Below are 24,859 nucleotides of genomic sequence, written 5' to 3'. Positions count from 1 at the left end.
GCTGGCCACCATCGGCACCGTGCTCTACATCGCCTCGATGTGGGTCAACGGCATTACCCAGGGCCTGATGTGGCGTGCGATCAACGAAGACGGCACCCTGACCTATTCCTTCGTCGAAGCGTTGGAGGCCAGCCATCCTGGCTTCATGGTTCGCGCATTGGGCGGTGCATTCTTCCTCTCCGGCATGCTGCTGATGGCCTACAACACCTGGCGCACCGTGCGTGCCGCCAAGCCGGCTGAACTCGAAGCCGCCGCGCAGATCGCCTGAGGGAACGAATAAATGAAGAATCACGAAATACTTGAAAAGAACGTCGGTCTGCTGACCCTGTTCATGGTCCTGGCGGTGAGCATCGGCGGTCTGACCCAGATCGTCCCGCTGTTCTTCCAGGACGTGGTCAACGAGCCGGTGGAAGGCATGAAGCCCTACACCGCGCTGCAGCTGGAAGGTCGTGACCTGTATATCCGCGAAGGCTGCGTTGGCTGCCATTCGCAGATGGTCCGTCCGTTCCGCGCCGAGACCGAGCGCTACGGCCACTACTCCGTCGCGGGCGAAAGCGTCTACGACCATCCGTTCCTGTGGGGCTCCAAGCGCACCGGTCCGGACCTGGCCCGCGTCGGCGGCCGTTACTCCGACGATTGGCACCGCGCGCATCTCTACAACCCGCGCAACGTTGTGCCTGAATCGAAGATGCCTTCTTACCCCTGGCTAGTCGAGCACAGCCTCGACGGCAAGGACACCGCCAAGAAGATGGAAGCCTTGCGCAGCGTAGGCGTGCCTTACACCGAAGAAGACATCGCCGGTGCGAAGGACGCGGTCAAGGGCAAAACCGAAATGGATGCCCTGGTCGCCTACCTGCAAGTACTTGGCACTGCACTCACCAACAAACGGTAACGCACGATGGATATCGGGACTCTCCGCGGTCTGGGCACCGTTCTGGTTTTCGTCGCCTTCGTTGGCGTCGTGCTATGGGCCTACAGCAGCAAGCGCAAGAAAAGCTTCGATGAAGCCGCCAACCTGCCCTTCGCAGATGAGCCCGACACCAAGAAGCGTGATGAAGAAGCTTCCAGGAGTAAGAAATAAATGACCACGTTTTGGAGTTGGTACATCACCCTGTTGAGCCTGGGGACCATTGCCGCACTGGTCTGGCTGCTGCTCGCGACTCGCAAGGGACAACGCCACGACAGTACCGAAGAAACCGTTGGCCATTCCTACGATGGCATTGAGGAGTATGACAATCCGCTCCCACGCTGGTGGTTCATGCTGTTCGTCGCCACCGTGATCTTCGCCCTTGGCTATCTCGCCCTGTACCCGGGCCTCGGCAACTGGAAAGGTCTCCTGCCCGGCTATGAGGGCGGCTGGACCCAAGTCAAGGAATGGCAGCGCGAAGTGGACAAGGCCAACGAGCAATACGGTCCGCTGTACGCCAAGTTCGCGGCGATGCCGGTCGAAGAAGTTGCCCAGGACCCGCAGGCCCTGAAAATGGGGGGACGACTGTTCGCCTCCAACTGCTCCGTCTGCCACGGCTCTGACGCCAAAGGCGCCTATGGCTTCCCCAACCTGACCGATAACGACTGGCTGTATGGTGGCGCGCCTGAAACCATCAAAACCACCATCATGGAAGGCCGTCAGGCAGCCATGCCGGCCTGGCGCGATGTGCTGGGCGAGGAAGGCATTCGCAACGTTGCCGGTTACGTTCGGAGCCTGTCCGGCCGTGACGTTCCCGAGGGCATCAGCGCCGATATTGAGCAGGGTCAAAAAATCTTCGCGACGAACTGTGTAGCTTGTCATGGCCCTGAAGGCAAAGGCACTCAGGCAATGGGCGCGCCCGATCTGACCGACAATATCTGGCTGTACGGCTCGAGCTTCGGACAGATTCAGCAGACGCTTCGCTACGGTCGAAACGGGCGCATGCCAGCCCAGCAAGAACACCTTGGCAACGACAAAGTGCACCTGCTGGCCGCTTATGTGTACAGCCTCTCGCAGAAGTCGGAGAACTGATCCGACTGATTCAGGCGCGACCGACGGTCGCACCTGATATCAACAATCGAGGCGTACCATTCGCAGCAGGTAAGCAAAAGATCCCGGCCGGCACGTATCGACCGGGACACTCACCCTCCGCCGTGGTACGTATTCGATGTCCGAGCAAATCCCCGTTCATGATGTAACCCCTCCTGCCAAGGTCGCCTCGTCTTCCGACCTTTACGCTGCTCGCGAAAAAATCTACACCCGCTCCTTCACCGGCCTGTTTCGCAATCTGCGACTCGTCGGCGGCGCGCTGCTGTTCATTCTCTATTTCGGAACCGTGTGGCTGACCTGGAACGGGCGTCAGGCGGTCTTTTGGGATTTGCCCGAGCGCAAGTTCTACATCTTCGGCGCAACGTTCTGGCCGCAGGACTTTATCCTGCTCTCCGCGCTATTGATCATTTGTGCCTTCGGCCTGTTCTTCATCACCGTATTCGCCGGTCGCGTCTGGTGCGGTTACACCTGCCCGCAAAGCGTGTTCACCTGGGTGTTCATGTGGGCGGAAAAGGTCACCGAGGGTGATCGCAATCAGCGCATGAAGCTCGATAAAGCGCCGATGAGTGCCAACAAGCTCACCCGCAAGATCGGCAAGCATGCCATCTGGCTGGCCGTGTCGCTGGCCACTGCCATCACGTTCGTCGGTTACTTCACGCCAATCCGCGAACTGGTGCCGGATCTGTTCACACTTCAGGTTGGCGGCTGGGCGGCATTCTGGGTGGGCTTCTTCACTCTGGCGACCTATGGCAACGCCGGCTATCTGCGCGAGCAGGTGTGCATCTACATGTGCCCCTACGCGCGCTTCCAGAGCGTGATGTTCGACAAGGACACCCTGATCGTCTCCTACGATCCGCGCCGCGGCGAGCGCCGTGGACCCCGCAAGAAGGACGCCGACTACAAGGCCATGGGCCTCGGCGACTGCATCGACTGCACCATGTGCGTCCAGGTCTGCCCCACCGGCATCGACATTCGTGACGGTCTGCAGATCGAATGTATCGGCTGCGCGGCCTGTATCGACGCTTGCGACACTATCATGGACAAGATGAACTACCCGCGCGGGCTGATCAGCTATACCACCGAACACAACCTGTCCGGACAGACGACCCACCTCGTGCGGCCACGCCTGATCGGTTACGCCGTCGCGCTGATCGCGATGATGAGCGTGTTCGGCTACGCGGTGAGCGATCGCTCCCTGGTCAAGCTCGATGTGCTCAAGGATCGGGTGCTGTATCGCGAGAACGAGCAAGGCAGAATCGAGAACGTCTATACGCTGAAGGTCATGAACAAGGCGCAGAACGAGCAGACATTCATCATCGAGGCCACCGGTCTTGATGGCCTGCAATACGAGGGGCGTCGCGAAATCCGTGCCGAGGCCGGTGAGCTGGTCACCGTTCCGGTGGAGCTCTCGGTCGCACCGGAACAACTTCCATCGAGCACCAACGACATCGTCTTCCACATCAGATCGGCAGACGACTCCGCAATCGAAGACGAAGCAGAAAGCCGTTTTATCGGCCCAAGCATTCGCTGAACAGGTAGTACATGAGCAATCCCGACCTCGAAAACACCCGTTGGTATACCCAGTTCTGGGCCTGGTTCGTCATTGGCATCCTGCTGCTCTCGGTCATCCTCGGCACCTCGATGTTGACCATCGCGATCCGCAATTCCGACACCCTGGTCTCGGACAATTATTACGATGCCGGCAAGGGTATTAACCAGTCACTGGAGCGCGAGAAGCTCGCCGAGCGCCTGCAAATGCAGGCGAATATCGTCCTGAACGACGCGCGAGGGCTGGCCGAGGTGCAACTGAGCGGTCACAGCGGGCCGCAGCAACTGGTGCTCAATCTGATCTCCCCCACTCAGCCCGAGCGCGATCGCCGCATTGTGCTCCAGCCCCAGGGTGATGGCTTCTACCAGGGGCAAATGCAGGAGCCGGTCACCGGTAGACGTTTCGTCGAGCTACTCGGCCGAGAGGGCGACCAGGACTGGCGCCTGTTCGAGGAAAAGGAAATCGTAAGCGGCCAAACGCTCAAGCTGAGCCACTGATCGGTCGATGGCGAGTCCTACTCCCTGCTACCACTGCGGGCTTCCTGTTCCTGCTGGCAGCGCCTTCCACGCCCGCGTGCTCAACGAGCAGCGGGCGCTGTGTTGTCCTGGCTGCCAGGCGGTCGCAGAAGCGATAGTTCAGGGCGGACTGGAAAGCTACTACCTGCATCGTAGCGACGCCTCCATCAATCCCGACGCTCTGCCACAGGCACTCGCCGAAGAGTTGGCCCTCTATGATCGCAAGGACGTGCAGCAGCCATTCGTGCAGCACGAAGGCGAACTGGCCAGCACCTCCCTGATGATCGAAGGCATCAGCTGTGCCGCCTGCGGTTGGCTGATCGAGAAACATCTACGCGGACTCGACGGAATTGCCGAGGCCAGCCTGAACCTGTCCAATCACCGCCTGCGGGTCCGCTGGAGCGATGCCGCCCTGCCGCTCAGCGAGCTGCTCGCTGAGCTCCGACGCATCGGTTACGCCGCGCATCCATACCAGGCCGACCAGGCGGCAGAGCGCCTCGCACAGGAAAACCGTCGCAGCATGCGTCAACTGGGAGTGACCGGGTTGCTCTGGATGCAGGTCATGATGGCAACCATGGCGACTTGGCCAGAGTTCAACATCGACCTCTCGCCAGGCATGGCCAGCATTCTTCGCTGGACCGCCCTGCTGCTGACCACCCCTATCGTTTTTTATTGTTGTACCGACTTCTTCAAGGGCGCGCTACGGGATCTACGCACCCGCCATCTGACCATGGATGTCTCGGTTTCCTTGGCCATCGGCGGCGCCTACGTCGCAGGCATCTGGTCGACCGTGACCGGCCAGGGCGATCTGTATTTCGACGCAGTAGGTATGTTTGCGCTGTTTCTGCTCGCCGGGCGCTTCCTGGAGCGCCGTGCAAGGGAACGCACCGCCGCGGCGACCGCGCAATTGGTCAACCTGTTGCCGACGTCCTGTCTGAAACTCTCTGAAGACGGCCAAACGACGCGCATTTTGCTCAGCGAGCTGCAGCTCGGCAATCGCGTGTTGGTGCATCCTGGCGCATTGATCCCGGCCGATGGTCGTATCGTCCATGGACAATCGAGCATCGACGAATCGGTCCTCACCGGGGAATATCTGCCACAGGCACGAGGCACCGGTGACACCGTCACCGCCGGCACCCTCAACGTTGAGGGCGGCCTGATCATCGAGGTGGGTGCTCTGGGCGACGGCACCCGCCTGTCCGCCATCGTGACTCTGCTCGAACGCGCCCAGTCGGACAAACCCCGACTGGCCGAACTGGCCGACCGGGTCGCACAGTGGTTCCTGCTGATCGTGCTGCTGACCGCCGCCGTAGTCGGCTTCGTCTGGTGGCAGATAGACCCGCAACGCGCGTTCTGGATCGTTCTCGCCTTGTTGGTTGCCACCTGCCCCTGCGCGTTGTCGCTGGCGACCCCAACGGCATTGACCACAGCGACCGGAACGCTGCACCGGCTTGGCCTATTGCTCACTCGCGGGCACGTGCTCGAGGGGCTCAATCACATTGACACGGTGATTTTCGACAAGACCGGTACCCTGACCGAAGGGCGCCTGACCCTGAGCGAGGTTCGCCCCCTGGCCGACCTGGATGGCGACGCCTGCCTAGCGCTGGCTGCCGCGCTGGAGAACCGCTCCGAGCATCCGATCGCCAAAGCGTTCGGCCGAGCGCCGCAAGCAGCCGATGCAGTGGACAACGTCCCCGGGCTGGGTCTGCAGGGCTCGGTCGATGGACGCGTCCTGCGCATTGGTCAGCCCGACTTCGTTGCCGCCGGCTACGCCGGTACTGCCCCGGCTATTCCGGGCGACCATGGCCAATGGCTGCTGCTGGGCGACATGCAGGGACCGCTGGCGTGGCTGGTACTCCAGGATCGCCTGCGCAAGGACGCGCCCGCACTACTGGATGCGTGCAGAAGTCGTGGCTGGAAAACCGTCCTGCTATCCGGTGACAGCTCGCCGATGGTGGATGAGGTCGCTCGCCAGCTCGGCATCGCCGAAGCACATGGCGGGATGACCCCGACCGACAAGCTCACCCACCTGCAACGGCTGCAAGCCGAAGGCCGTCGCGTGTTGATGCTGGGTGACGGCGTCAATGACGCACCGGTGCTGGCGGCTGCGAACATCAGTGTGGCCATGGGTTCGGCGACCGATCTGGCCAAGACCAGCGCCGACGCGGTCCTGCTCAGTAACCGTCTCGACAGCTTGGTGCAGGCATTCGCCGTGGCCCGTCGCAGCCGTCGAATCATCATCGAAAACCTGGCCTGGGCGAGTCTTTACAACGGCCTGATTCTGCCATTTGCCGCCATCGGCTGGGTTACCCCGCTATGGGCAGCCCTGGGTATGTCGGCGAGCTCGCTGCTGGTGGTACTGAACGCCTTGCGGCTGACCCGACTGCCGAGTCCTTCCGCCCACCATCAGCCAGCCCTGGCTAGCGTAGGATAAAAGCCTCGCTTGGTCCGCCCTGCCTTGCCGTAACGCTCTGGAGGCTCATATGGCCGCACTTTACATTCTGATTCCCGTCGCCGTGGTTCTGGTCGCCTTGGCCATCTGGGTCTTTTTCTGGGCAGTCGACAGCGGTCAGTACGATGATCTGGACGGCCCCGCTCATAGCATCCTGTTCGATGAGGAAGATCCCAAGCACCGCGCCGGTGTCGAGCAGGCGGATGGCGGCAGCGACAAAGGGAAAACCGATCGTGGCTGAACTGCTGCCACTGCTAGTGTCTGCCCTGGTCCTCGGCCTGCTCGGCGGAGGGCATTGTCTGGGCATGTGCGGCGGGTTGATGGGTGCTTTGACCATGGCGATTCCACCGGAGCAAAGGGGCAGACGCCTGCGCCTGCTGGTCGCCTATAACCTGGGTCGAATCCTCAGCTACGCCAGTGCCGGTCTGCTCATCGGGCTGGCCGGCTGGGCGGTCGCCAACAGCCCTGCCGCCATGGCGCTGCGCGTCGTAGCCGCGCTCCTGATGATCAGCATGGGCCTGTATCTGGCAGGCTGGTGGAGCGGCCTGACGCGTATCGAAGCGCTGGGGCGGGGCCTGTGGCGCCATATCCAGCCATTTGCCAGCCGGCTGATGCCGGTCAGGAGCCTGCCGCGAGCACTGTTGCTGGGCGCCCTCTGGGGTTGGTTGCCTTGCGGGTTGGTCTATAGCACCTTGCTCTGGGCAGCAAGCCAGGGCAACGCACTGGACAGTGCACTGCTAATGTTGGCATTCGGTATCGGCACCTGGCCCGTGCTCCTGGCCACCGGCCTGGCTGCCGATCGCCTAACTGCCATGCTACGCAAACGCGGCGTACGCATGCTCGGCGGAACCATGGTGATTGTGTTCGGCCTGTGGACATTGCCAGGCCCACATCAAGAATGGCTCATGGGCCACGGCACTCATGCGCCCCAACAGCAGGCGCCCGCACATCTTCACCATTAGCGGCACGCTCAGGGCATACCGGCAATGTCCGATAAGCGTGCCCCTGGCCTCGATCCGTCAGGGCTCTTTAGGTAGCTGACGTTTGTGCGCGGTCTTGTCGTAGGTGTCGACGATGATGCGAGCCGCCTCGTCTGGCACAGACTGGCCCTGCAGAAAGGCATCGATATCCCGATAGGACACGCCATGCGCGTCTTCGTCCGGCTTGCCGGGCGAAAGCTCCTCCAGGTCGGCCGTAGGGACTTTCTTCACCAATTGCTCAGGCGCCCCTAAGGCGGCGGCCAGCTCTCTGACCTGGTGTTTGACCAAGCCAGCCAGGGGCGTGAGATCACAGGCACCGTCACCGAACTTGGTAAAGAATCCCATCACTGCTTCGGCCGCATGATCGGTGCCGATGACCAAGCCTTGGCGTGCATTGGCAATAGTGTACTGAGCCACCATGCGCATCCGCGCCTTGGTATTGCCCAGCACGAAGTCGCGCTTCTCGGGCGTCAGCGCCTCCAGCGCCTCGGTCGCTCGCGACAATCCCTGCACAGCGGCGCCGATGTTCACCGTATGGCATTCGTCCGGCTTGATCGCATCGACCGCCAGTTGCGCCTCGTCTTCGTCGTGCTGAACCTGATACGGCAGGCGGACGGCGATGAAGCGGTAATCGTCTCCTTCTCCAGCGGCACGCATGCCTTCGACCGCACGCTGCGCGAGCATGCCGGCAGTGGTCGAATCGACGCCACCGCTGATTCCCAGAACCAGCGTCTTGAGGCCAGACTCGCGCAGGCATGACTGTATGAAGGCGACACGCCGGTCGATCTCAGCCTGTACAGCGGCAGGGCCGTCGAAGGGCGAGCAAACGTTGAGGGCGGCAGCGATCTCTTGCTGGCGGCTGTGCATGGAGTTCTCCTGTGCGAGTGGACGATTCGGGATCCTAGTTTGACTAATCGACCACAATCCAGCGAATAAATCTCCTCCTGCGCACCACCAGTCCGGCGTCCGCTGCCGGTCCGAGCTCGCTTGATACAGGTCAAGTCTGCGTGGCGGCGTGCATCCTAGAATCCCGTCACCGCAGTCAACCGAGAACGTAAGATGTTCGACGCCATTCGCTGGGATGCCGATCTGATCCATCGTTACGATCAGCCCGGGACACGCTATACGTCATACCCGTCGCCATTCCAGTTCAGCGGCAGCCTGGGTTCGTTTGATCTGCTGCACGCGCTGCGTCGCAGCCGGCATGCCAGCCGGCCGCTTTCGCTATACGTTCATCTACCGTTCTGCGCCAGCGTCTGCTACCACTGCCGGCGCAACAAGGTCATCACCGACGATAGCGGACGAGCGTCTTCTTATCTGCAGCGCCTGGAAAAGGAAATCGAGATGATCGCCTGTCACCTCGGCGCTGATCAGGTGGTCGAACAGTTATTTTTCGGTGGCGGCACACCGACCTTCTTAAGCCATGAGCAATTGCGACAGTTAATGGCGCACCTGCGCAAGCAGTTCAGTCTGCAGGACGACGATCACGCAGACTTCGGCATCGAGATCGATCCGCGTGATGCGGACTGGCCGACCCTCGGGCTATTACGCGAGCTCGGATTCAACCGCGTCAGCATCGGCCTGCCGGACCTGGATCCGGCGGTGCAGCGGGCCATCAATCGAGTGCAGACGTTCGAGCAGACCCAGACGATCATCGAGGCCGCTCGAACCCTGCAATACCGAACGATACAGATTGATCTCGTCTATGGATTACCGCTACAGAAGCCGGAACGTTTCGCGCAAACAGTGGATGCTGTCATTGCCCTGCAACCGGACCGCGTAACCGTATCCAGTTATGCGCATGCCCCTGAACGGTATATGACACAAAGACGAATCGACGCCGCAGACATCCCGGCGTCGGCGGACAGGCTGGCGATGCTGCAACACAGCACGGAACGGCTGACCCGTTCCGGTTACCGTTATATCGGCATGGATCATTTCGCCCTGCCTGACGACGAACTGGCGATGGCCCAAGAAGACGGCAAACTGCAACGCAGCTTTCAGGGCTATACCACCCACGGCTACTGCGATCTTATCGGCTTGGGCGTTTCGGCGATCAGCCAGATTGGTGACCTGTACTGCCAGAACAACAGCGATATCACCCTCTACCAACAGACGCTGGACCAGGGTCAATTGGCAACGGTTCGCGGACTGCGCTGCAATGAAGACGATCACATCAGACGCCGGGTGATTCAGGCACTGGCGTGCAATTTCGAGCTGCACTTCGAAGAAATCGAGCGGGACCATGGGATCGGCTTCAAGACATACTTCGAGACGATCTGGCCAGCCCTGGAGCAGATGGCCGCCGATGGCCTCATTCAACTGCAGGATGACGCCATTGTCATCCCGCCAACCGGACGTCTATTGGCCCACTCGGTGTGCATGCTGTTCGACCGTTACCTGTCTGTACGCTCCGCTCCGCGTCTTTCCCAAGCCATCTAATCCTTAAAAACCGACCTGCGACCCTTGTGCCAATTGGCCTATGTCCCGTGCCTGAGTTAATCTTGCGCGTCCCGTAAGGTTTTTCAGGAACGCCAATGTCCGAGTCGATCAAGGCCCGCAAGCTGCCGCAACCTCATTGCAAGGATTGCAGTCTTTCCGGCCTGTGCCTTCCGCTCTCTCTGAACATGCAGGATATGGAGGCGCTGGATGACATCGTCAAGCGCGGGCGTCCACTCAAAAAAGGTGAGATGCTTTTCCGTCAGGGCGATGCGTTCAGTTCCGTGTTCGCCATTCGCTCCGGGGCCCTGCGTACGTTCAGCGTCACGGACGCCGGCGAAGAGCAGATCACGGGTTTCCACTTGCCTAGCGAGCTGGTCGGGCTTTCCGGCATGGATACAGAAACCTATCCGGTATCCGCACAAGCGCTTGAAACGACCTCGGTCTGCGAAATTCCTTTCGATCGCCTCGATGAGCTCAGCGTGCTGCTGCCTCAACTGCGCCGCCAGCTGATGCGCATCATGAGCCGTGAGATTCGCGATGATCAGCAGATGATGATGCTGCTGTCGAAGAAAACCGCCGATGAACGCATCGCGACCTTTCTGATCAACTTGTCGGCCCGCTTCAGTGCGCGTGGCTTTTCGGCCAACCAGTTCCGTCTACCCATGTCTCGCAACGAAATCGGCAGCTACCTGGGGCTGGCGGTAGAGACCGTCTCCCGCGTGTTCACTCGCTGTCAGGCGAACGGCCTGTTGGAAGCCGAAGGCAAGGAAGTTCGTATCCTTGACTCCATTCGGTTATGCGCCCTGGCGGGCGGAAACATGGACGCGTAGTGGGGTCCGTATGATTTTCGATGAGTTCTCGATCAAGACGCTGATACGCCCGGTCCCGGATTTTCCGAAACCAGGCGTGATATTTCGGGATATCACCCCGCTATTGCAGTCGCCCAAAGCCCTGCGCATGGTGGCTGACAGCCTGATCCAGCGTTATGTCGAAAGTGATTTCAGCCATGTCGGAGCGCTGGATGCCCGCGGCTTCATCATCGGCTCGATCATCGCCTACGAGCTGAACCGCCCGCTGATTCTATTCCGCAAGAAAGGCAAGCTCCCGGCCGACGTGCTGGCTGCCTCCTATCGCACCGAATACGGCGAAGCCTACCTCGAAGTGCATGCAGACAGCCTCTGCGAAGGTGATTCGGTGCTACTGCTGGACGACCTGATTGCAACCGGCGGCACGCTGGTTGCCGCTGCTCAGCTGGTTCGCCGCATGGGCGCTCATATTCACGAAGCTGCTGCGATCATCGACCTGCCTGAGTTGGGTGGCTCGCGCAAGTTGCAGGACATGGGCATCCCCACGTTCACGCTGACCGCATTCGAGCTGAACGAGCGCTAGGCGTGTTTCGCACGGCGGCTGCGACCATCCGCAGCGGAGCGCTGCTGGGTCTGCTGGCCTTCTGTCCGGCTACCTTTGGGCTCGACCGCAACGCCTTGCTCGATGAGGCGAACCTGTTGCTCCTTCCGCGTGAACGGCAGCTGCCGAACCTGGAATTCGTGGACGAGCACGGCCAGGCCGTCGCGACCGATTCGCTACGCGGCCGCTGGCATCTGTTGTTTTTCGGGTTCACTGCTTGTCCGGATATCTGTCCTACGACGCTGAGTGACATGCGCCGCCTGTTCGGCCAGTTACCGCCCTCTATCAGCGATCAGCTCCAATTGATATTGGTCAGCGCCGATCCGGCCCGGGACACTCCCGAGGCGCTGCGTACCTATCTCGGCTATTACCGAGCAGGATTCAAAGGTTGGACCGGCGACATGAGGCAACTGCAAGAACTGTCCAAGGCGCTGGGCCTCCCGTTCATCCCCGCAGAGAATACCGAGGGCGATTACAGCGTCAGTCACAGCGGTAACCTGGCGATTGTCAGCCCCGAGGGCAAGCTGCGCGGGTACATTCGCACCCCACTTAAACTGGATGGCCTGCGCCAAGCTCTGTCGCAGGTAATCGAAGCCGAGTGATCTTGGGATAACAGGCGCTCAGCAGACCTTAGTGGCAATCCAGTGTGTCGGCCAATACATAGGCCTGGAAGGCGACCTCATCAACCCAGTGCTGAGTGACGTCGGCCAGCATCTGTCTTCCTCGGTTGGATGAAACGGCCTGCTCGATCCGCTGCTGCAGCGTCACGTCATCCGCCTCGACTCGCAAAGGCAAAACGGCTTCTTCTAATCCGGGCAGCAGCCGGTTATAGCGACGCCATTCGGGAAGAGCGGCGATCTGCTGCAGCAATAGACGATCAGCTACCACCGCCTGGCATTCACCGAGTTTCAAACCGATCAGCGCTTGCGCAGTGCTGGGAAAAGCGCGGGCATGAGCACCGAAGCGAGAGGCAACGACCTTGGCATGTGGGCTGCCCGCCGCGACACAAAACGGCCTACCAGCAAGCTCCGCCCATTTGGCAGGTCCCGTGTCGGCTGCCGTCAGCCCTGCAAGCTCGCTGGCGTAGTAGACCGCGCCCGAGGCGGTCGCTCCAACCTTGAGATCGGCCCGCGCGCCTGGGTCGACCAGAGCGATATCGCTACCCAGCAACTCACCCAAGCGAGCAAGCCATAAGGCCTCGAATCCATCGGTCACCGGCTCCGCTTCTGTCGCCTTGAGCGGTCGATATTCACCAATCAGTAGCGCGTGCAAAGGCGCCGCAAAAGAGCTGACAGGGACCATCAACAGGAGCATCAGCCACAGCAGCCATGACTTCACGGCGCACCTCTCAAACGTACTGGTAGCGCAGCATACGTTGCTTGAATTTCTCCAACACGACCTGATCGATCAGGGTCGCGAGAATGGCGATGACCAGGATGTTCATCATCACCCCTGCCATATCGGCAATCTCGCCGGAATAGGCAAGCGAGCGTCCTAGGCCCTGACCAAAGCCGATCAGCATTTCCGCCGAGATCAGCGCTCGCCACGCGTTACCGAAGGCCAGCTGCGCGCCAGTGATCAGCTCCGGCATGACCGCTGGCAGATAGACCCGTCGCAGCAATTGCCAGCGCGATGCCCCCATTACCCGAGCGGCGGCAACATGGACTGGCTGCACACTTTCGGTGGCATTCATCACAGACAACGCCATAGGGAAGAACGCCGCCAAGGCGACCACTACGATGATGGGTAGATTGCCGAAACCCATCACGATGAGAAACAACGGCACCCAGGCGATCGAGGGAATCGATTGAAGAATCACGATGGCCGAGCGCAGGATTTCGCGGAAGAAAAACAGCACACCTCCCACCAGACCGAACCCGATACCGAACAGCAATGCAAAGCTGTACCCACTGCCCAGCCGACTCATGCTGCCGTATAGCCCCTCACGGAACACAGGCTCTTGAACCGTGGTAAGCAATCGCTCGAAAACGACCGGAATTCCCGGCATCAGAAACGCCGGCAGGCTCCAGGCCGCGATCTGCCAGATCAGCAGAATGAACAGAACAGCCAGCACAACGGCAAAGTATTTTTTCGGACCGCTAAGACGACGTCCCTGGCTCATCAGTGCCCTACCTCCGTCTTGATACCCAACAACCGAAGTATCTCGCGCCGCTCGGCAGCGAATTCGGACAGATCGTGGCTCTTCTCGCAATGGGTGAAATTGAAGGTTTTCAGCACCCGTGCCGGACGCGCGCTGAACACCAGTACGTGGTCGGCCAGGTACAGTGCTTCGTCAACGTCATGGGTCACCAGCAGTACGGTGGGTTGGTGCTCATCGATCAGCTCACGCAGCACGTCCTGCAAGGCCATGCGCGTCAGTGCATCGAGCGCGCCGAAGGGCTCATCCAGCAGCAGCACTTCCGGTTTGGCGATAAAAGCACGAGCCAATGCGGTGCGCTGGCGCATGCCGCCGGAAACCTGATGCGGATAGTAATGTTCGAACCCGTCCAGACTCACTCGGGCGAGCCAGGCCTTTGCCTGCTCGAACGCGTCGGTCTTGGCCACCCCCTGCAACTCCAGAGCCATGGCGACGTTGGCCTGCAACGAGAGCCAGGGATACAGCGCATGCTCCTGAAACACCAGAGTCCGTCGGGGGCTTGGGCCCGGTATTTTCTTACCATCGGCCAGCACCCGCCCTGCCGTGGGGTTCTCCAGCCCGGCAACCAGATGTAGAAGTGTCGATTTGCCACAACCGGAAGGCCCTACCAGGGCAACCAGCTCGCCTTGAGCGAATTCACCATTGAAGCCCTTGATGACTTCGAGCTGCCCGAAATGCTTGTCTACTTCTTCAAACCTGAGCTGCATCGCGTTGAAGACCTCAAAAACTGCCCAACTGAAGGGCTTGAATGACACTGCCCGGCACTAAGGCCGGGCAGTGTATGGAACGATCTGCTGCCGACCTTAGAGTTCGCGAGCTTGCTGCCAGGAAAGGTCGAGGATGGCGCTGGTGTCGAACGGTTTACCATCGCGGGTCTTGAGCGACCCGAGATCCTGAAGGATGTCGGCCAGTTCCTGGATACGCTCCAGGTCCTCGCTGCCCAGCTTGGCGCTAAAGGTCTGAGTGGCGATGGCTTCTTCAATGACCACTTCGCGAGGCAGGTCACCACGATTGAGGGTCTTGAGCGTCGGTTCGGCAATGAAGTAGTCAGCGATGAGCTTCGCCGCTTCGGCCGGCTGATTTTCCAGCATGTCGATCGCCTCTCGCTGGGCGTCCAGCGATTGCCACACCGCCTCCTTGCGCTTCTCCAAGGTCTCGCCGGAAGTGATTACAACCATGCAGGGAAATGGCCAGACCTCGCCAATCTCGTAGATCTGCTTCACAGGAGCCACGAGTTGAGCGATGCGATCATAGGGTTCGAAGAGGAACGCTGCATCGGCACGCCCTGAAACAAGGGACTGCACCGCCACCGCCGGGCTGGTGCCCATGATGTTCACCTCACTCGGAGCAAGGTTGGCGGCTTTCAGCGTCACGCCGCGCAGGACTGCGTCGGCTGTGCTGCCCTCTTTCTGAGAGGCGAGAATTTTGCCCTTCAGGTCATTGATCTTCTCGATGCCACTACCTTCACGCGCCACGATCGAGTGGTAGCCCTGCTGTGCACCACCAACAACTTTAAGATCAGCGCCCTTCGAGGCCCATGCAACCGCATTGGTGAACCCGAGAACCCCTGTATCCAACTGGCCACCGATGATGGCCTTGATCAAATCGGTACCGGAGCTGAACTCGACCAGCTCGACATCAAGGCCATGCTTCTTGTACAGCCCCCCTTCGTAGGCAACCATCGCCTGGGCATCATCCATGACACGGATATAGCCGACCTTGAACGTTTCTTGTGCGTGCGCGAAGGTGCTCAACAGCAACAATGCGGAAACCAGCCAGTGTCTAGCCTTCATCATCGACCTCAAGTTCGTAGGCATCATTAGCTATATAACCAAAATCAAGCATGTAATAAGTTTTGGTTATTAAGCATTTCTGGCTTAGAACTTTACACGAAGTTCTTTGGGGTAGGCACTACTTAGCAGCCATAAGCCACTAACCCAGAGTTATAAGTTCATGTCTGCTGGGCCCGGCCCGCTCTCCGTCACGATGATCACAGCGTGATGGTCTTTCGCCCGGCCAACGCGTGAGCAAGGGTGCCGCCATCGACCAGATCGAGCTCGCCACCCAGCGGTACACCGTGCGCAATACGGCTGAGCGTCAATCCCTTCGGGATCAGTAACTGCGCGATGTAATGGGCAGTGGCCTCGCCTTCTACGGTCGGGTTGGTTGCCAATATCGCCTCGCTGAAATTACCTTCAGCCACGCGCACCAGGAGTTCGGGAATGCCGATGGCTTCGGGGCCGAGGCCATCGAGTGGGGACAAATGCCCCTTGAGAACGAAGTAGCGGCCGCGAAACCCTGTCTGTTCTACGGCGAACACATCCACCGGGCTTTGCACGATACACAGCAGTGAGTCATCCCGCCGCGGGTCGGCGCACTGCGGACAGAGTGCCTCCTCGCTCAGCGTACGACATTGCTGGCAATAGCCCACCTCTTCCATCGCTCGAGTCAACGCCTGGGCCAATCGGAGCCCGCCGCTGCGGTCACGCTCAAGCATTTGCAGTGCCATACGCTGAGCGGTTTTTTGCCCTACACCAGGCAGAACGCGCAGCGCATCGATAAGTTGACGAATAAGCGGGCTGAAAGACATGGAATTCACCGGAGCGGGGATGATACGAGGAGACAGGACGGCCGGGCCTCGAGCCGTGAAGACCGCCTGATCCTGGCGGTTTCACGGCTCGCATGGTCCGCCGATCGGGTGTCAGAGCGACACCCGGGCTGGATCAGAAAGGCATTTTGAAGCCCGGTGGCAACTGCATGCCATCGGTCATGCCCGCCATTTTTTCCTTGCTGTTCTGCTCGATCTTGCGCACCGCGTCATTCACCGCAGCGGCAATCAGGTCTTCGAGAATTTCCTTGTCTTCCTGCATCAGGCTGTCGTCCAGGCTGACGCGCTTGACGTCGTGTCGACCGTTCATCACGACACTCACCAGGCCGGCACCGGATTGACCGGTTACCTCAGCGTTGGCGAGCTCCTCTTGCATTTTCTGCATTTTTTCCTGCATCTGCTGCGCCTGCTTCATCAGGCCGGCCATGCCACCTTTCATCATGGGATCTACCTCGGATCAGGGTTCGGAGTGTTCTACGGGTTCGATGGTACCGTCGCGAATAACTGCGGCGAACTGTTGCATCAGTTGCTGCACTACGGGGTCGGTCTGGATCGACTGCTCTGCCGCTCGCTGACGCTCGCCGCGGCGGCGTGCAGCGGCCTGGGCAGGCGTTTCCTGTTGCGGTGTCTGCAGCTCGATATCGAGTTGCAATGTGCGCCCGTGGTATTGATTCAACGCATCGTTCAAGCGCCGATGCTGAGTCGCATTGAACAGAGCACTTTGCGCCGGATCCAAGTGCATGAGCCAGCGATCGCCATCTATGGATATCAATGTACAGTTGGCCGCAATGCTGCCGGTCAGACCGCCCAAGCCAAGCTTCAGATAGATATCGAGCCACTCGGCAGCCAAGCCGGTCGCAGGTTGAACCGCGGGCGCCGGCTCGACGGCCTGCGGCTCCAACGCCAGATCGTCCAGCCCATCGAGATAAGCCTCGGCCTGGGTTTCAACCTCGAAATAGTCCTCGTCGGTCAACGGCGGCTCGTCATCGTCCGGCTCGCTTACCTCGACCACTGCAGCCAGATGCTCCGGCTCGCCAATGGGCTCGACCCTTTGTTCCAGGGCCTCGCTTTCCACCGCGACCGGCGGCGTAACGGGCGGTTCGTTCCAAGGCACATCGACAACCGGCGGAACAGGTTCCGGCGTTGTGGGCTCGGGTGTCGCATCAACCGGCACGGCACTCGTAGTGGATAACGGTTCTGGAGCAGGAACGGCGGCTGCCGAAGCGGGCCGCGGCTCTGCCTGCTGAGCGGGCTGAGGGGTAACGGCAGCAGGCTGCGCGGGTGCCTTCGGCACTACAACCGGATCACGAACCGGTACAGCCGATGCCGCTGTACCGGCCACATCCGTTGTTCTGGAATCAGTAGTGGCCGGACTGATCCCCAAGCTCTTTAGTGATGTTCGCGGCGCGTCTTCGCTATCGGCAGGCCGGAACGCGAGCATGCGCAACAGGACCATTTCGAAGCCGCTGCGCGGATCGGGTGCCAGCGGCAGGTCACGTCGACCGATCAGACCCATCTGGTAATAGAACTGTACATCCTCGGCCGGCAGTGCCTGCGCCAGCGCCAACACCCGATCACGATCGCCCTGGCCGTTGTCTACCGCGTCCGGCAACGCCTGAGCGACAGCGACACGGTGTAGCACGTTGAGTATTTCCGCCAGAACGCCGCCCCAGTCAGGCCCTTGTTCGGCAAGATGGCGAACCGCCTCCAGCAGCGCCCGGGCATCGCCTTCCAACAGCGCCTGCAATACGCCATACACCTGCCCGTGATCGAGAGTTCCCAGCATGCTGCGGACATCGGCCGCGAGCACCTTACCCTCACCGAATGCGATAGCCTGATCGGTCAGACTCATGGCATCGCGCATCGAGCCGTCGGCGGCGCGCCCCAGCAACCAGAGGGCATCTTCCTCGAAAGGCACCTGCTCGACACCGAGCACATGGGTCAAGTGCTCGACCACGCGCTCGGGAGGCATGTTCTTCAGCGAGAACTGCAAGCAGCGCGAGAGGATGGTCACCGGCAGCTTCTGCGGGTCCGTCGTGGCCAGCAGAAACTTGACGTGGGGCGGCGGCTCTTCGAGGGTCTTGAGCAGCGCATTGAACGAATGCGACGACAGCATGTGCACTTCGTCGATCAAATAGACCTTGTAGCGACCGCGGCTGGGTGCGTACTGCACATTATCCAAAAGCTCGCGGGTATCCTCGACCTTGGTGCGGCTTGCAGCGTCAACCTCGATCAGGTCGACGAAACGGCCCTCGTCGATCTCTCGGCAGACCGAGCATTCGCCACAGGGCATGGAACTGATGCCGGTCTCGCAATTGAGGCACTTGGCGATGATTCGCGCGATGGTGGTCTTGCCGACCCCGCGCGTGCCGGTGAACAGGTAGGCATGGTGCAGGCGCTGGCTGTCCAGCGCATTGATCAGGGCCTTGAGCACGTGCGTCTGCCCGACCATTTCGCGGAACGAGCGCGGACGCCATTTACGGGCTAGTACCTGATAACTCATAACACCATCGCGGGATAAAGCAGAGGACGGGTAATGCTAGCGGAGCAGGCCGCAAATTGCATCCGGCCTGTCGCCCGGAACCCGAATGCGCATCGCAATCGCGGACAAAGCCCGATCAGCGCTTCAAGGTCGCCCCGAGGGCTCCCACCAGCTGTTCCAGCTGCGGCTGGCTGGAGCTGATCTGGATCTGCAAGCTGTCTATTTCTCGACGCTGCGGGTATTGCTTGCGTAGCTGATCGAAGCCGATCCGACGCTGCTCTTCACCCTCGCACAAGCTGCGGCGAAAGGCAGCGTCATCCCTACGTGGGTCATAGACAGCTCGGCAGATCGTCGCCAAGACGTCGCCGGGCTCGGCCGAGGCATCGAATAAGAGCCCCCGAAGGGGCGTAACAGGCATCAATTCGGACAGTGCGACTTTAGGCTCCAGACCTCGACTGGCGCAAAACGCCTGATAGATCTGGGCCGTTCCGCGCAGCTTGCCGTCCAGGCTGTAGCCGGCGATATGCGGTGTCGCGATCCAGCAGAGCTCCGCCAGTTCGACATCGACCTGCGGCTCCCCCTCCCAGACATCGAGCACGGCCTGGGTGTCTGGCCTTTGGGCCAGCAGTTCGCGCAAGGCGGCATTATCGACGACCGCACCACGGGCGGCATTAATCAACCAAGCGCCCGGACGCAACTGCGACAGGCGAGCGCTATCGAACAAATGGAACGTCGAATGTTCGCCTTCCAGCGTCAGCGGTGTGTGCAGACTGATGACGTCGCACTCTTCGAGTATTTCATCCAGGCCGACGAACTCACCGATCTCGCGCGCCTGGCGCGGTGGATCGCAGACACGTACATCCCAACCCAGGCCACGCAGAACTTTCACCAGCCTGCCGCCGACTTCTCCGGCCCCAACCACGCCATAACGGCGATCACTCAGTGACACACCTTCCCCCTCGGCCAGCGCCAACAAGCTGCCGAGTACGTAGTCGACTACACCACGGGCATTGCATCCCGGCGCACTCGCCCAATCGATACCTGCCTCTTCGAAGTAATCGACGTCCAAATGGTCCGTACCGATGGTGCAGGTGCCTACGAAGCGCACGGCGCTCCCTTCCAGAAGTTCGCGGTCGACCCGGGTGACGGAACGAACCAGCAGCACCTCAGCCTGTTCGAGCGCTGCTCTATTGATGCTTCGGCCCGGCATACGGCGAATCTCGCCATGCTCGGCAAAAAAGGCTTCGACCAATGGAATGTTTTCGTCGGCAAGAATACGCATTAGCGGGCTCCGTCATTGATCGGCCCATTCTAGACCGCGTCGAGCCGCTCTGCTGCCTTCCCGAGCGCCACTCTCGCGGCGTAGACTAGTCCGCTTCTGTATACAATCCGGAAAACACGCAATGCCCACTGAGTTGAAACTCAGACGAGTCCGCGTAGAACTGCGCACGCTCTTTGCCCTCGCATTACCAATGATGATCGCCCAACTAGCGAACACCGCCATGGGTTTCGTCGACACGCTGATGGCCGGGCGTGTCAGCCCGCGTGATCTTGCCGCGGTCGCCTTGGGCAACTCCATCTGGGTTCCAGTGTTCTTGTTGGTGACCGGAGTCATTCTGGCGACCACACCCAACGTCGCTCAGCGCTTCGGCAGTAGTCAGCATGAACAGATCGGGCCGTTGGTCCGGCAGGCGCTGTGGATGGGGTTCGGTATCGGATCGCTGTTCGCGCTGCTGATGTGGAATGCCGAACCGGTGCTGCATCTGATGCAAGTCGAGCCGGCGCTGATCGATCCCACCATGGCCTACTTGCGGGCAGTCGCCTGCGGTTTTCCGGCGGTGGCTCTGTATCAGGTGCTGCGCTGTTTCAGCGACGGGCTCGGTCACACCCGACCAAGCATGGTGGTGGGTCTTCTCGCGCTGACCCTAAATATTCCGCTGAACTACATTTTCATCTACGGCAAGCTGGGCCTGCCAGCCATGGGCGGCGTTGGCTGCGGCTGGTCGACAGCGCTGGTCATGGGTTTCATGTTGTTGGCCATGCTGTTCTGGGTGCGGCGAGCCGAGTATTACCAACCAAGCCGGCTATTCGCCCGTTTCGATTGGCCGCAATGGTCGGTGCTGAGTCGCCTGCTTTCGGTTGGCGTGCCGATCGGCGTTGCGGTCTTCGCCGAGGCCAGCATCTTCTCGGTCATCGCCTTGTTGATTGGCGGTCTGGGGGCGACCGTCGTCGCCGGGCACCAGATTGCGCTGAACTTCACCTCGCTTATCTTCATGATTCCTTTGTCGCTGGGGATGGCCATCACCATCCGCATCGGCCAAGCGCTCGGGCGCGGCGCACCGCGAGACGCACGTTTCGTCGCCGGATTAGGGATCGTATCGAGCCTGGCCTATGCCTGCTTCTCGGCGGGTAGCATGCTGCTGTTCAGCGAGCAGATCGCCCGAATCTATACCACCGATCCGGCGGTTATCGCGGTCGCTGCCAGCCTGTTCTTCTATGCCGCGCTGTTCCAGTTCTCAGATGTGGTGCAGGTTACTGCGGCAGGTGCGCTGCGCGGCTACCAGGACACGCGCATGACGATGATTTTCACGCTCTTCGCCTACTGGGGGATCGGTTTACCGGTGGGCTACGTGCTCGGCCTCACCGACAGGTTCGGCGACCCGAGCGGCCCGGCGGGCCTATGGCAGGGCTTGATCGCCGGTTTGAGTTGCGCCGCGATACTCCTGACCATCCGCCTGGTGCGCAGTGCCCGTCGCGAGATCCACCGACAGCCGTGTCGGGTCACCGCGTAGCAGCGGCCCGACTCGACACACTCACACCTCCAGCGCCAGCATGACCGCGCTCGCCAGCAGAAAGCCGCTGAACAGCAGACGAAGCAGGCGTTCCGGCAGTGCATGCGCCAGCCTGACGCCAAGGCTGATGCTCAGCAGACCGCCGATGGCGAGCGGCAATCCCAGAGCCCAGTCGACCTGCCCATGGGTCGCATAGGCGAACAAGGTGACCGCGGTGCTGGGAGCTGCCAGCGACAATGAAAGCCCCTGCGCCACGACCTGTGAAGTACCGAATACGGCGGTGAGCACCGGCGTGGCAAGCACCGCGCCACCGACGCCGAACAATCCGCCCAACGCCCCGGCACCAGCGCCCAACACGCCCAGCCACGGCCAGGGGTGACGCAGTTCGGTCCCGCCGGGATGCGGACGAAAGAAAACACGCGTTAGGGTGTAGATAGCCAAGGCAACGAGAAAGCCGACAAAGGCGATACGCATACGCCCAGCATCCAGAGATACCGCGACCGCCGCGCCGGCGATGGCGAAGCCGAAACTGGCGACGCCCAACGCTGCGGCGTGGCGCGGGTCGATTCGGTTGCGTTGGTGATAACGCCAGATCGCGAGCAGAACGTTAGGCACCACCATTACCAGCGCCGTGCCTTGCGCAACCTGCTGGTCCAGATCGAACAGCACGCCCAACACCGGAATTGCAATCAGCCCACCGCCGATCCCGAACAGGCCACCAAGGGTTCCCAACACCAAACCCAATACCGTGTTCAGCCCGAATCCGACGAAGTCCATGATTGCTTCCCGACAAAACCGCCATGCTACTCAGCGGCGCCTGGCAGGTATACGCACAGATGTGCACAATGGCTTTGCGATTTCCGCATAACCGAGCAACCCTATGGATACCACTGCCCTCACAGACCAGTTCAGACTGTTTCTCGACGTGCTCGATACCGGCAGCTTCTCGGCCGCGGCCCGCCTGCATGCTCTCACGCCCTCTTCCGTCGCGCGCCGCATCGACTCGCTGGAGAGGTCACTCGCCTGTCAGCTAGTCAGCCGCAGCACGCATTCGATCAAGCCCACCGCCGCCGGACAGGCGTTTGCCGAGCGCGCCAGACGCATCGTCCATGAACTGCACCTAGCGCGGGCGGAAATGACGTCGCTGCAAAGTGCGCCGGAAGGTCGTATCCGCATCGATGCACCGGCTCCCTTCGGACGGCGCCATCTGGCGCCCGCGCTGGCCGACTTTCTGCAAGCCTACCCCGGCGTGGACATTCAGCTGCGATTGATCGACAGCTTCGTCGACTTGCAAGGTGAGCATCTGGGTGAGGTCGACCTGGTGCTGCGCATCGGCCCGCAGGCCGACACGCGCCTGGTCGCAACGCCTCTGGCGCCGCTGTTACGTATCCTCTGCGCCAGTCCGAACTACCTGCAAAGACGGGGTAGACCGCAGAGCGTTGCGGAGCTGCCGGAACATGACGGGCTGGACTGGGATGCGCTGGCGCCGCCGCATGCATGGCGGTTCGAGCATGAGGGCAAACGACAACTGTTGCGCCCGAGACGCCTGCGCATGGTTGCGAACAATGCAGAGGCATTGCTTTGCGGCACCTTGGCCGGACTGGGTATTGCACATCTTCCGACCTGGCTGGTCAGCGACCACCTGCTCCGTGGCGAACTGCTGCCGTTGTTCTGCGAACAAGGCCTGCCAACGCCGGAGCCAAGCGGTATTTATGCCCTGCGACTGACTCGGGAAGCCGACTCTCGCAGCCGGCTGCTGCTGGAATTCCTGAAAAGCCGCTTTGGCCCGGTCCCACCTTGGGACCAGGCACTGCAAAGCGGACTCGGTTTTGGTTGAGCGAATCGATGATCAGACAGCGCAGCCTGAAAGTTCCTGCGTCACGCCCCAGCCATCGACCACGCCACCCAGCGGCTCGACCAGGTTCTCCAAGTCCTGTTCGAAGTCACCGATACCGTCGAAAGTGGCATACATCACCTTGCTGACCTGGAGGTCCCAGGCGCCGTCGTCACGGGGGGCAATCTGAGCATTGACGCATTCGCCACGAAAATTGCTGGCGGCCGCGCAGGCACGTTCACGGTCGGGAAACACGGCATAGAACTCTATCGGATGGACGCGGGAGAAATCGAATCCGCCCTCTTTCATCCTCAGAAGCACGTTGCCGCTTACATCCTCATGGAAGGTGGTACTCATAAAACAACCTCCTCTCACTCATGGATGAACGATTTCAGGAATGGATAGCCTTTGTTTTGCCTCGTTGCGGATACCGACTGGACAGCGCCAGCCGTGGGTTGCCTCGTTAATCGGAAGCCCGAAGCGGTATAAACCTTGCGGTATTTCTAATAGGCCTCTGCGGCGCCTGGGAGTTCGATTCAGCCGCGATACCGCGTCCGTGCCAGACGCGCTCGGACATTGCCTATGGTACGCAGCCGCGCTTCGAACATACGGCGTATGCATCGTCACCGCAATGGGTGCGTCGAGTCGCGGCGGGCGCTACGCCGTCCGAACCGATCCAGGTGCGCTGCAAAAAAGTCGCAGCGCACGAGGCAGTTTAGCTGTTGCTGGGCTTGTTGATGGCCTGCAACACATATTGAGGTAGCGCGAACGCGCCGAGATGGATGTGCGGGTTGTAATAACGGGTGACGATGCCGCTACCGGCGAAACGCTGGCAGAGGGTTTCCAGTGGCAGTTTGCGGCTGGCCGAGTCGCAGGCGCCCCAGGCGAAGGTCATGGCCCCACCGATGTAGGTGGGAACCGCAGCCTGGTAGAAGTGCCAGTCGGGGAACAGCCCGGTCATGCGCTTAGCGGTTGTCTGCACTTCGGCAAGTTGCATGAAGGGAGTGCCGTTCTGCGTGACCAGGATGCCGCCATCGTTGAAGCAGCGGCGGCATGCCTGGTAGAAGTTCTCCGAGAAAAGGACCTCGCCCGGCCCGATGGGATCGGTCGAATCGGAAATGATCACGTCGAACTTTTCCTCGGTGGTCGCAACGAAGCGCATACCGTCATCAATAACCAAGTTCAGCCGCGGATCGTCGAACGCCCCTTTCGAATGCTCCGGCAGGAACTCCTTGCACATCTCGACCACGGTACCGTCAATCTCGACCATGGTGATGCTTTCGACATCGCGGTGCTTGGCGACTTCGCGCAGCATGCCGCCGTCACCACCACCAATGATCAGCACGCGCCGCGCCAGGCCATGGGCCAGGATCGGTACGTGGGTGAGCATCTCGTGATAGATGAACTCGTCCGCCTCGGTGGTCTGGATCACCCCGTCGAGCGCCATGACGCGGCCCATGCGGGCGTTTTCGAAAATGACCAGATGCTGATGCTCAGTGCGCACTTCGTGCAGCATCTTGTCGATCCTGAAGCGCTGGCCGTATCCCTCGTAGAGAGTTTCCTGATAGTCGCTCATGGGTGTTCTCCCGGATGGATGGCTAACAGACGAGCGGCGCAAGCCGT

At 60.7% G+C, this 24,859-nt stretch carries 26 protein-coding genes and 1 pseudogene; 15 read left to right on the top strand and 12 right to left on the bottom strand.

All coding sequences use genetic code 11. The features are described 5' to 3' along the window. The 9 genes and pseudogenes from MCB86_RS20645 to MCB86_RS20605 form a co-directional block, all read left to right on the top strand. Window positions 1-268 (top strand): annotated as a pseudogene (locus MCB86_RS20645) (cytochrome C oxidase Cbb3); the annotation flags it as partial. A 12-nt stretch (window positions 269-280) separates the two neighbouring features. After that, on the top strand, window positions 281-892 hold the full coding sequence (ccoO, locus tag MCB86_RS20640; protein ID WP_045161476.1) for a cytochrome-c oxidase, cbb3-type subunit II: 612 nt from the start codon (window positions 281-283) through the stop codon (window positions 890-892). 6 nt (window positions 893-898) lie between these two features. Next, window positions 899-1,081, top strand: coding sequence for a CcoQ/FixQ family Cbb3-type cytochrome c oxidase assembly chaperone (locus MCB86_RS20635; RefSeq protein ID WP_045161475.1), 183 nt, complete (start codon window positions 899-901; stop codon window positions 1,079-1,081). Further along, window positions 1,082-1,999: a cytochrome-c oxidase, cbb3-type subunit III gene (gene ccoP, locus MCB86_RS20630; protein WP_045161474.1), complete on the top strand. Its 918-nt coding sequence runs from the start codon at window positions 1,082-1,084 to the stop codon at window positions 1,997-1,999. Between the two features lie 136 nt (window positions 2,000-2,135). After that, a complete protein-coding gene (gene ccoG, locus MCB86_RS20625; RefSeq protein ID WP_239612030.1) occupies window positions 2,136-3,548 on the top strand; it encodes a cytochrome c oxidase accessory protein CcoG in 1,413 nt (470 codons plus the stop codon). An 11-nt stretch (window positions 3,549-3,559) separates the two neighbouring features. Continuing rightward, window positions 3,560-4,063, top strand: coding sequence for a FixH family protein (locus tag MCB86_RS20620; RefSeq protein ID WP_045161472.1), 504 nt, complete (start codon window positions 3,560-3,562; stop codon window positions 4,061-4,063). Between the two features lie 7 nt (window positions 4,064-4,070). Beyond that, on the top strand, window positions 4,071-6,515 hold the full coding sequence (locus MCB86_RS20615; RefSeq protein ID WP_239612029.1) for a heavy metal translocating P-type ATPase: 2,445 nt from the start codon (window positions 4,071-4,073) through the stop codon (window positions 6,513-6,515). 49 nt (window positions 6,516-6,564) lie between these two features. After that, entirely contained in the window at window positions 6,565-6,774 is a 210-nt protein-coding gene (gene ccoS / locus MCB86_RS20610) for a cbb3-type cytochrome oxidase assembly protein CcoS (RefSeq protein WP_239612028.1), read from the top strand. After that, window positions 6,767-7,495, top strand: coding sequence for a sulfite exporter TauE/SafE family protein (locus MCB86_RS20605; protein WP_045161469.1), 729 nt, complete (start codon window positions 6,767-6,769; stop codon window positions 7,493-7,495). The genes ccoS and MCB86_RS20605 overlap by 8 nt, the downstream gene beginning before the upstream one ends. 57 nt (window positions 7,496-7,552) lie before the next feature. Here the strand turns inward: MCB86_RS20605 and nadE are convergent, their stop codons facing one another. Beyond that, window positions 7,553-8,380 (bottom strand): ammonia-dependent NAD(+) synthetase, encoded by an 828-nt coding sequence (gene nadE / locus MCB86_RS20600; protein ID WP_045161468.1) that lies wholly within the window; start codon window positions 8,378-8,380, stop codon window positions 7,553-7,555. 192 nt (window positions 8,381-8,572) lie between these two features. Between nadE and hemN the strand changes: the two genes are divergently transcribed. From hemN to MCB86_RS20580, 4 genes are all read left to right on the top strand, one after another. Then, window positions 8,573-9,955 carry an oxygen-independent coproporphyrinogen III oxidase gene (gene hemN / locus MCB86_RS20595; protein ID WP_045161467.1) on the top strand — a complete coding sequence of 461 codons (1,383 nt, stop codon included), beginning with the start codon at window positions 8,573-8,575 and terminating at the stop codon, window positions 9,953-9,955. Between the two features lie 95 nt (window positions 9,956-10,050). After that, window positions 10,051-10,785, top strand: a complete 735-nt coding sequence (fnr, locus tag MCB86_RS20590; protein WP_045161466.1) for a fumarate/nitrate reduction transcriptional regulator Fnr — start codon at window positions 10,051-10,053, stop codon at window positions 10,783-10,785. 10 nt (window positions 10,786-10,795) lie between these two features. Continuing rightward, the gene (locus tag MCB86_RS20585; protein WP_045161465.1) at window positions 10,796-11,344 is read left to right on the top strand and encodes an adenine phosphoribosyltransferase; all 549 of its coding nucleotides are present in this window, start codon (window positions 10,796-10,798) and stop codon (window positions 11,342-11,344) included. A 26-nt stretch (window positions 11,345-11,370) separates the two neighbouring features. After that, window positions 11,371-11,964, top strand: a complete 594-nt coding sequence (locus MCB86_RS20580) for an SCO family protein (protein WP_052679288.1) — start codon at window positions 11,371-11,373, stop codon at window positions 11,962-11,964. Window positions 11,965-11,992: 28 nt separating this feature from the next. Here MCB86_RS20580 and MCB86_RS20575 read toward each other — a convergent pair whose 3' ends face one another. From MCB86_RS20575 to pdxB, 8 genes are all read right to left on the bottom strand, one after another. Next, window positions 11,993-12,700 carry a transporter substrate-binding domain-containing protein gene (locus MCB86_RS20575; RefSeq protein ID WP_052679278.1) on the bottom strand — a complete coding sequence of 236 codons (708 nt, stop codon included), beginning with the start codon at window positions 12,698-12,700 and terminating at the stop codon, window positions 11,993-11,995. A gap of 10 nt (window positions 12,701-12,710) precedes the next feature. Next, window positions 12,711-13,484 carry an ABC transporter permease gene (locus MCB86_RS20570; protein ID WP_239612027.1) on the bottom strand — a complete coding sequence of 258 codons (774 nt, stop codon included), beginning with the start codon at window positions 13,482-13,484 and terminating at the stop codon, window positions 12,711-12,713. Next, the gene (locus MCB86_RS20565) at window positions 13,484-14,227 is read right to left on the bottom strand and encodes an ABC transporter ATP-binding protein (RefSeq protein WP_045161463.1); all 744 of its coding nucleotides are present in this window, start codon (window positions 14,225-14,227) and stop codon (window positions 13,484-13,486) included. The genes MCB86_RS20570 and MCB86_RS20565 overlap by 1 nt, the downstream gene beginning before the upstream one ends. Window positions 14,228-14,323: 96 nt before the next feature. Next, a complete protein-coding gene (locus MCB86_RS20560; RefSeq protein WP_045161462.1) occupies window positions 14,324-15,313 on the bottom strand; it encodes an ABC transporter substrate-binding protein in 990 nt (329 codons plus the stop codon). Between the two features lie 197 nt (window positions 15,314-15,510). Further along, window positions 15,511-16,110 carry a recombination mediator RecR gene (recR, locus tag MCB86_RS20555; RefSeq protein WP_045161461.1) on the bottom strand — a complete coding sequence of 200 codons (600 nt, stop codon included), beginning with the start codon at window positions 16,108-16,110 and terminating at the stop codon, window positions 15,511-15,513. Between the two features lie 133 nt (window positions 16,111-16,243). Continuing rightward, on the bottom strand, window positions 16,244-16,570 hold the full coding sequence (locus MCB86_RS20550; RefSeq protein WP_025241324.1) for a YbaB/EbfC family nucleoid-associated protein: 327 nt from the start codon (window positions 16,568-16,570) through the stop codon (window positions 16,244-16,246). 15 nt (window positions 16,571-16,585) lie between these two features. Further along, window positions 16,586-18,631 carry a DNA polymerase III subunit gamma/tau gene (gene dnaX, locus MCB86_RS20545; protein ID WP_239612026.1) on the bottom strand — a complete coding sequence of 682 codons (2,046 nt, stop codon included), beginning with the start codon at window positions 18,629-18,631 and terminating at the stop codon, window positions 16,586-16,588. A 115-nt stretch (window positions 18,632-18,746) separates the two neighbouring features. Further along, window positions 18,747-19,892, bottom strand: a complete 1,146-nt coding sequence (gene pdxB, locus MCB86_RS20540; protein WP_239612025.1) for a 4-phosphoerythronate dehydrogenase PdxB — start codon at window positions 19,890-19,892, stop codon at window positions 18,747-18,749. Between the two features lie 121 nt (window positions 19,893-20,013). Between pdxB and MCB86_RS20535 the strand changes: the two genes are divergently transcribed. Then, the gene (locus MCB86_RS20535; RefSeq protein WP_239612024.1) at window positions 20,014-21,402 is read left to right on the top strand and encodes an MATE family efflux transporter; all 1,389 of its coding nucleotides are present in this window, start codon (window positions 20,014-20,016) and stop codon (window positions 21,400-21,402) included. A gap of 21 nt (window positions 21,403-21,423) precedes the next feature. On the opposite strand, the gene MCB86_RS20530 is transcribed toward MCB86_RS20535, so the two are convergent. After that, complete coding sequence (locus tag MCB86_RS20530; protein ID WP_045161456.1) at window positions 21,424-22,179, bottom strand: sulfite exporter TauE/SafE family protein; 756 nt, start codon at window positions 22,177-22,179, stop codon at window positions 21,424-21,426. A 103-nt stretch (window positions 22,180-22,282) separates the two neighbouring features. Here MCB86_RS20530 and MCB86_RS20525 point away from each other — a divergent pair, with 103 nt between their 5' ends. After that, entirely contained in the window at window positions 22,283-23,239 is a 957-nt protein-coding gene (locus MCB86_RS20525; protein WP_045161455.1) for a LysR family transcriptional regulator, read from the top strand. Between the two features lie 12 nt (window positions 23,240-23,251). Here the strand turns inward: MCB86_RS20525 and MCB86_RS20520 are convergent, their stop codons facing one another. Together MCB86_RS20520 and speE are read right to left on the bottom strand one after the other, a co-directional pair. Then, window positions 23,252-23,593: a ribonuclease E inhibitor RraB gene (locus tag MCB86_RS20520; RefSeq protein ID WP_045161454.1), complete on the bottom strand. Its 342-nt coding sequence runs from the start codon at window positions 23,591-23,593 to the stop codon at window positions 23,252-23,254. Window positions 23,594-23,951: 358 nt separating this feature from the next. Then, window positions 23,952-24,812: a polyamine aminopropyltransferase gene (gene speE / locus MCB86_RS20515; RefSeq protein ID WP_239612023.1), complete on the bottom strand. Its 861-nt coding sequence runs from the start codon at window positions 24,810-24,812 to the stop codon at window positions 23,952-23,954. Window positions 24,813-24,859 lie beyond the last annotated feature (47 nt).

It is taken from the genome of Pseudomonas sp. KSR10 (genome assembly GCF_022355455.1).
Taxonomy (GTDB): domain Bacteria; phylum Pseudomonadota; class Gammaproteobacteria; order Pseudomonadales; family Pseudomonadaceae; genus Stutzerimonas; species Stutzerimonas stutzeri_E.
Note: the sequence above shows the minus strand (reverse complement) of the source record. Positions and strands in the feature narration are given on the sequence as shown.

Excerpts from the sequence above, each read along its gene's own strand:
- speE (WP_239612023.1), bottom strand. The coding sequence starts at position 24,812 with ATGAGCGACTATCAGGAAACTCTCTACGAGGGATACGGCCAGCGCTTC.
- nadE (WP_045161468.1), bottom strand. The coding sequence starts at position 8,380 with ATGCACAGCCGCCAGCAAGAGATCGCTGCCGCCCTCAACGTTTGCTCG.
- MCB86_RS20570 (WP_239612027.1), bottom strand. The coding sequence starts at position 13,484 with ATGAGCCAGGGACGTCGTCTTAGCGGTCCGAAAAAATACTTTGCCGTT.
- MCB86_RS20525 (WP_045161455.1), top strand. The coding sequence starts at position 22,283 with ATGGATACCACTGCCCTCACAGACCAGTTCAGACTGTTTCTCGACGTG.
- MCB86_RS20635 (WP_045161475.1), top strand. The coding sequence starts at position 899 with ATGGATATCGGGACTCTCCGCGGTCTGGGCACCGTTCTGGTTTTCGTC.
- ccoO (WP_045161476.1), top strand. The coding sequence starts at position 281 with ATGAAGAATCACGAAATACTTGAAAAGAACGTCGGTCTGCTGACCCTG.
- dnaX (WP_239612026.1), bottom strand. The coding sequence starts at position 18,631 with ATGAGTTATCAGGTACTAGCCCGTAAATGGCGTCCGCGCTCGTTCCGC.
- MCB86_RS20620 (WP_045161472.1), top strand. The coding sequence starts at position 3,560 with ATGAGCAATCCCGACCTCGAAAACACCCGTTGGTATACCCAGTTCTGG.
- ccoG (WP_239612030.1), top strand. The coding sequence starts at position 2,136 with ATGTCCGAGCAAATCCCCGTTCATGATGTAACCCCTCCTGCCAAGGTC.
- hemN (WP_045161467.1), top strand. The coding sequence starts at position 8,573 with ATGTTCGACGCCATTCGCTGGGATGCCGATCTGATCCATCGTTACGAT.
- recR (WP_045161461.1), bottom strand. The coding sequence starts at position 16,110 with ATGTCTTTCAGCCCGCTTATTCGTCAACTTATCGATGCGCTGCGCGTT.
- MCB86_RS20520 (WP_045161454.1), bottom strand. The coding sequence starts at position 23,593 with ATGAGTACCACCTTCCATGAGGATGTAAGCGGCAACGTGCTTCTGAGG.
- MCB86_RS20535 (WP_239612024.1), top strand. The coding sequence starts at position 20,014 with ATGCCCACTGAGTTGAAACTCAGACGAGTCCGCGTAGAACTGCGCACG.
- MCB86_RS20550 (WP_025241324.1), bottom strand. The coding sequence starts at position 16,570 with ATGATGAAAGGTGGCATGGCCGGCCTGATGAAGCAGGCGCAGCAGATG.
- pdxB (WP_239612025.1), bottom strand. The coding sequence starts at position 19,892 with ATGCGTATTCTTGCCGACGAAAACATTCCATTGGTCGAAGCCTTTTTT.
- MCB86_RS20530 (WP_045161456.1), bottom strand. The coding sequence starts at position 22,179 with ATGGACTTCGTCGGATTCGGGCTGAACACGGTATTGGGTTTGGTGTTG.
- MCB86_RS20615 (WP_239612029.1), top strand. The coding sequence starts at position 4,071 with ATGGCGAGTCCTACTCCCTGCTACCACTGCGGGCTTCCTGTTCCTGCT.
- MCB86_RS20565 (WP_045161463.1), bottom strand. The coding sequence starts at position 14,227 with ATGCAGCTCAGGTTTGAAGAAGTAGACAAGCATTTCGGGCAGCTCGAA.
- ccoS (WP_239612028.1), top strand. The coding sequence starts at position 6,565 with ATGGCCGCACTTTACATTCTGATTCCCGTCGCCGTGGTTCTGGTCGCC.
- MCB86_RS20585 (WP_045161465.1), top strand. The coding sequence starts at position 10,796 with ATGATTTTCGATGAGTTCTCGATCAAGACGCTGATACGCCCGGTCCCG.
- fnr (WP_045161466.1), top strand. The coding sequence starts at position 10,051 with ATGTCCGAGTCGATCAAGGCCCGCAAGCTGCCGCAACCTCATTGCAAG.
- MCB86_RS20560 (WP_045161462.1), bottom strand. The coding sequence starts at position 15,313 with ATGAAGGCTAGACACTGGCTGGTTTCCGCATTGTTGCTGTTGAGCACC.
- ccoP (WP_045161474.1), top strand. The coding sequence starts at position 1,082 with ATGACCACGTTTTGGAGTTGGTACATCACCCTGTTGAGCCTGGGGACC.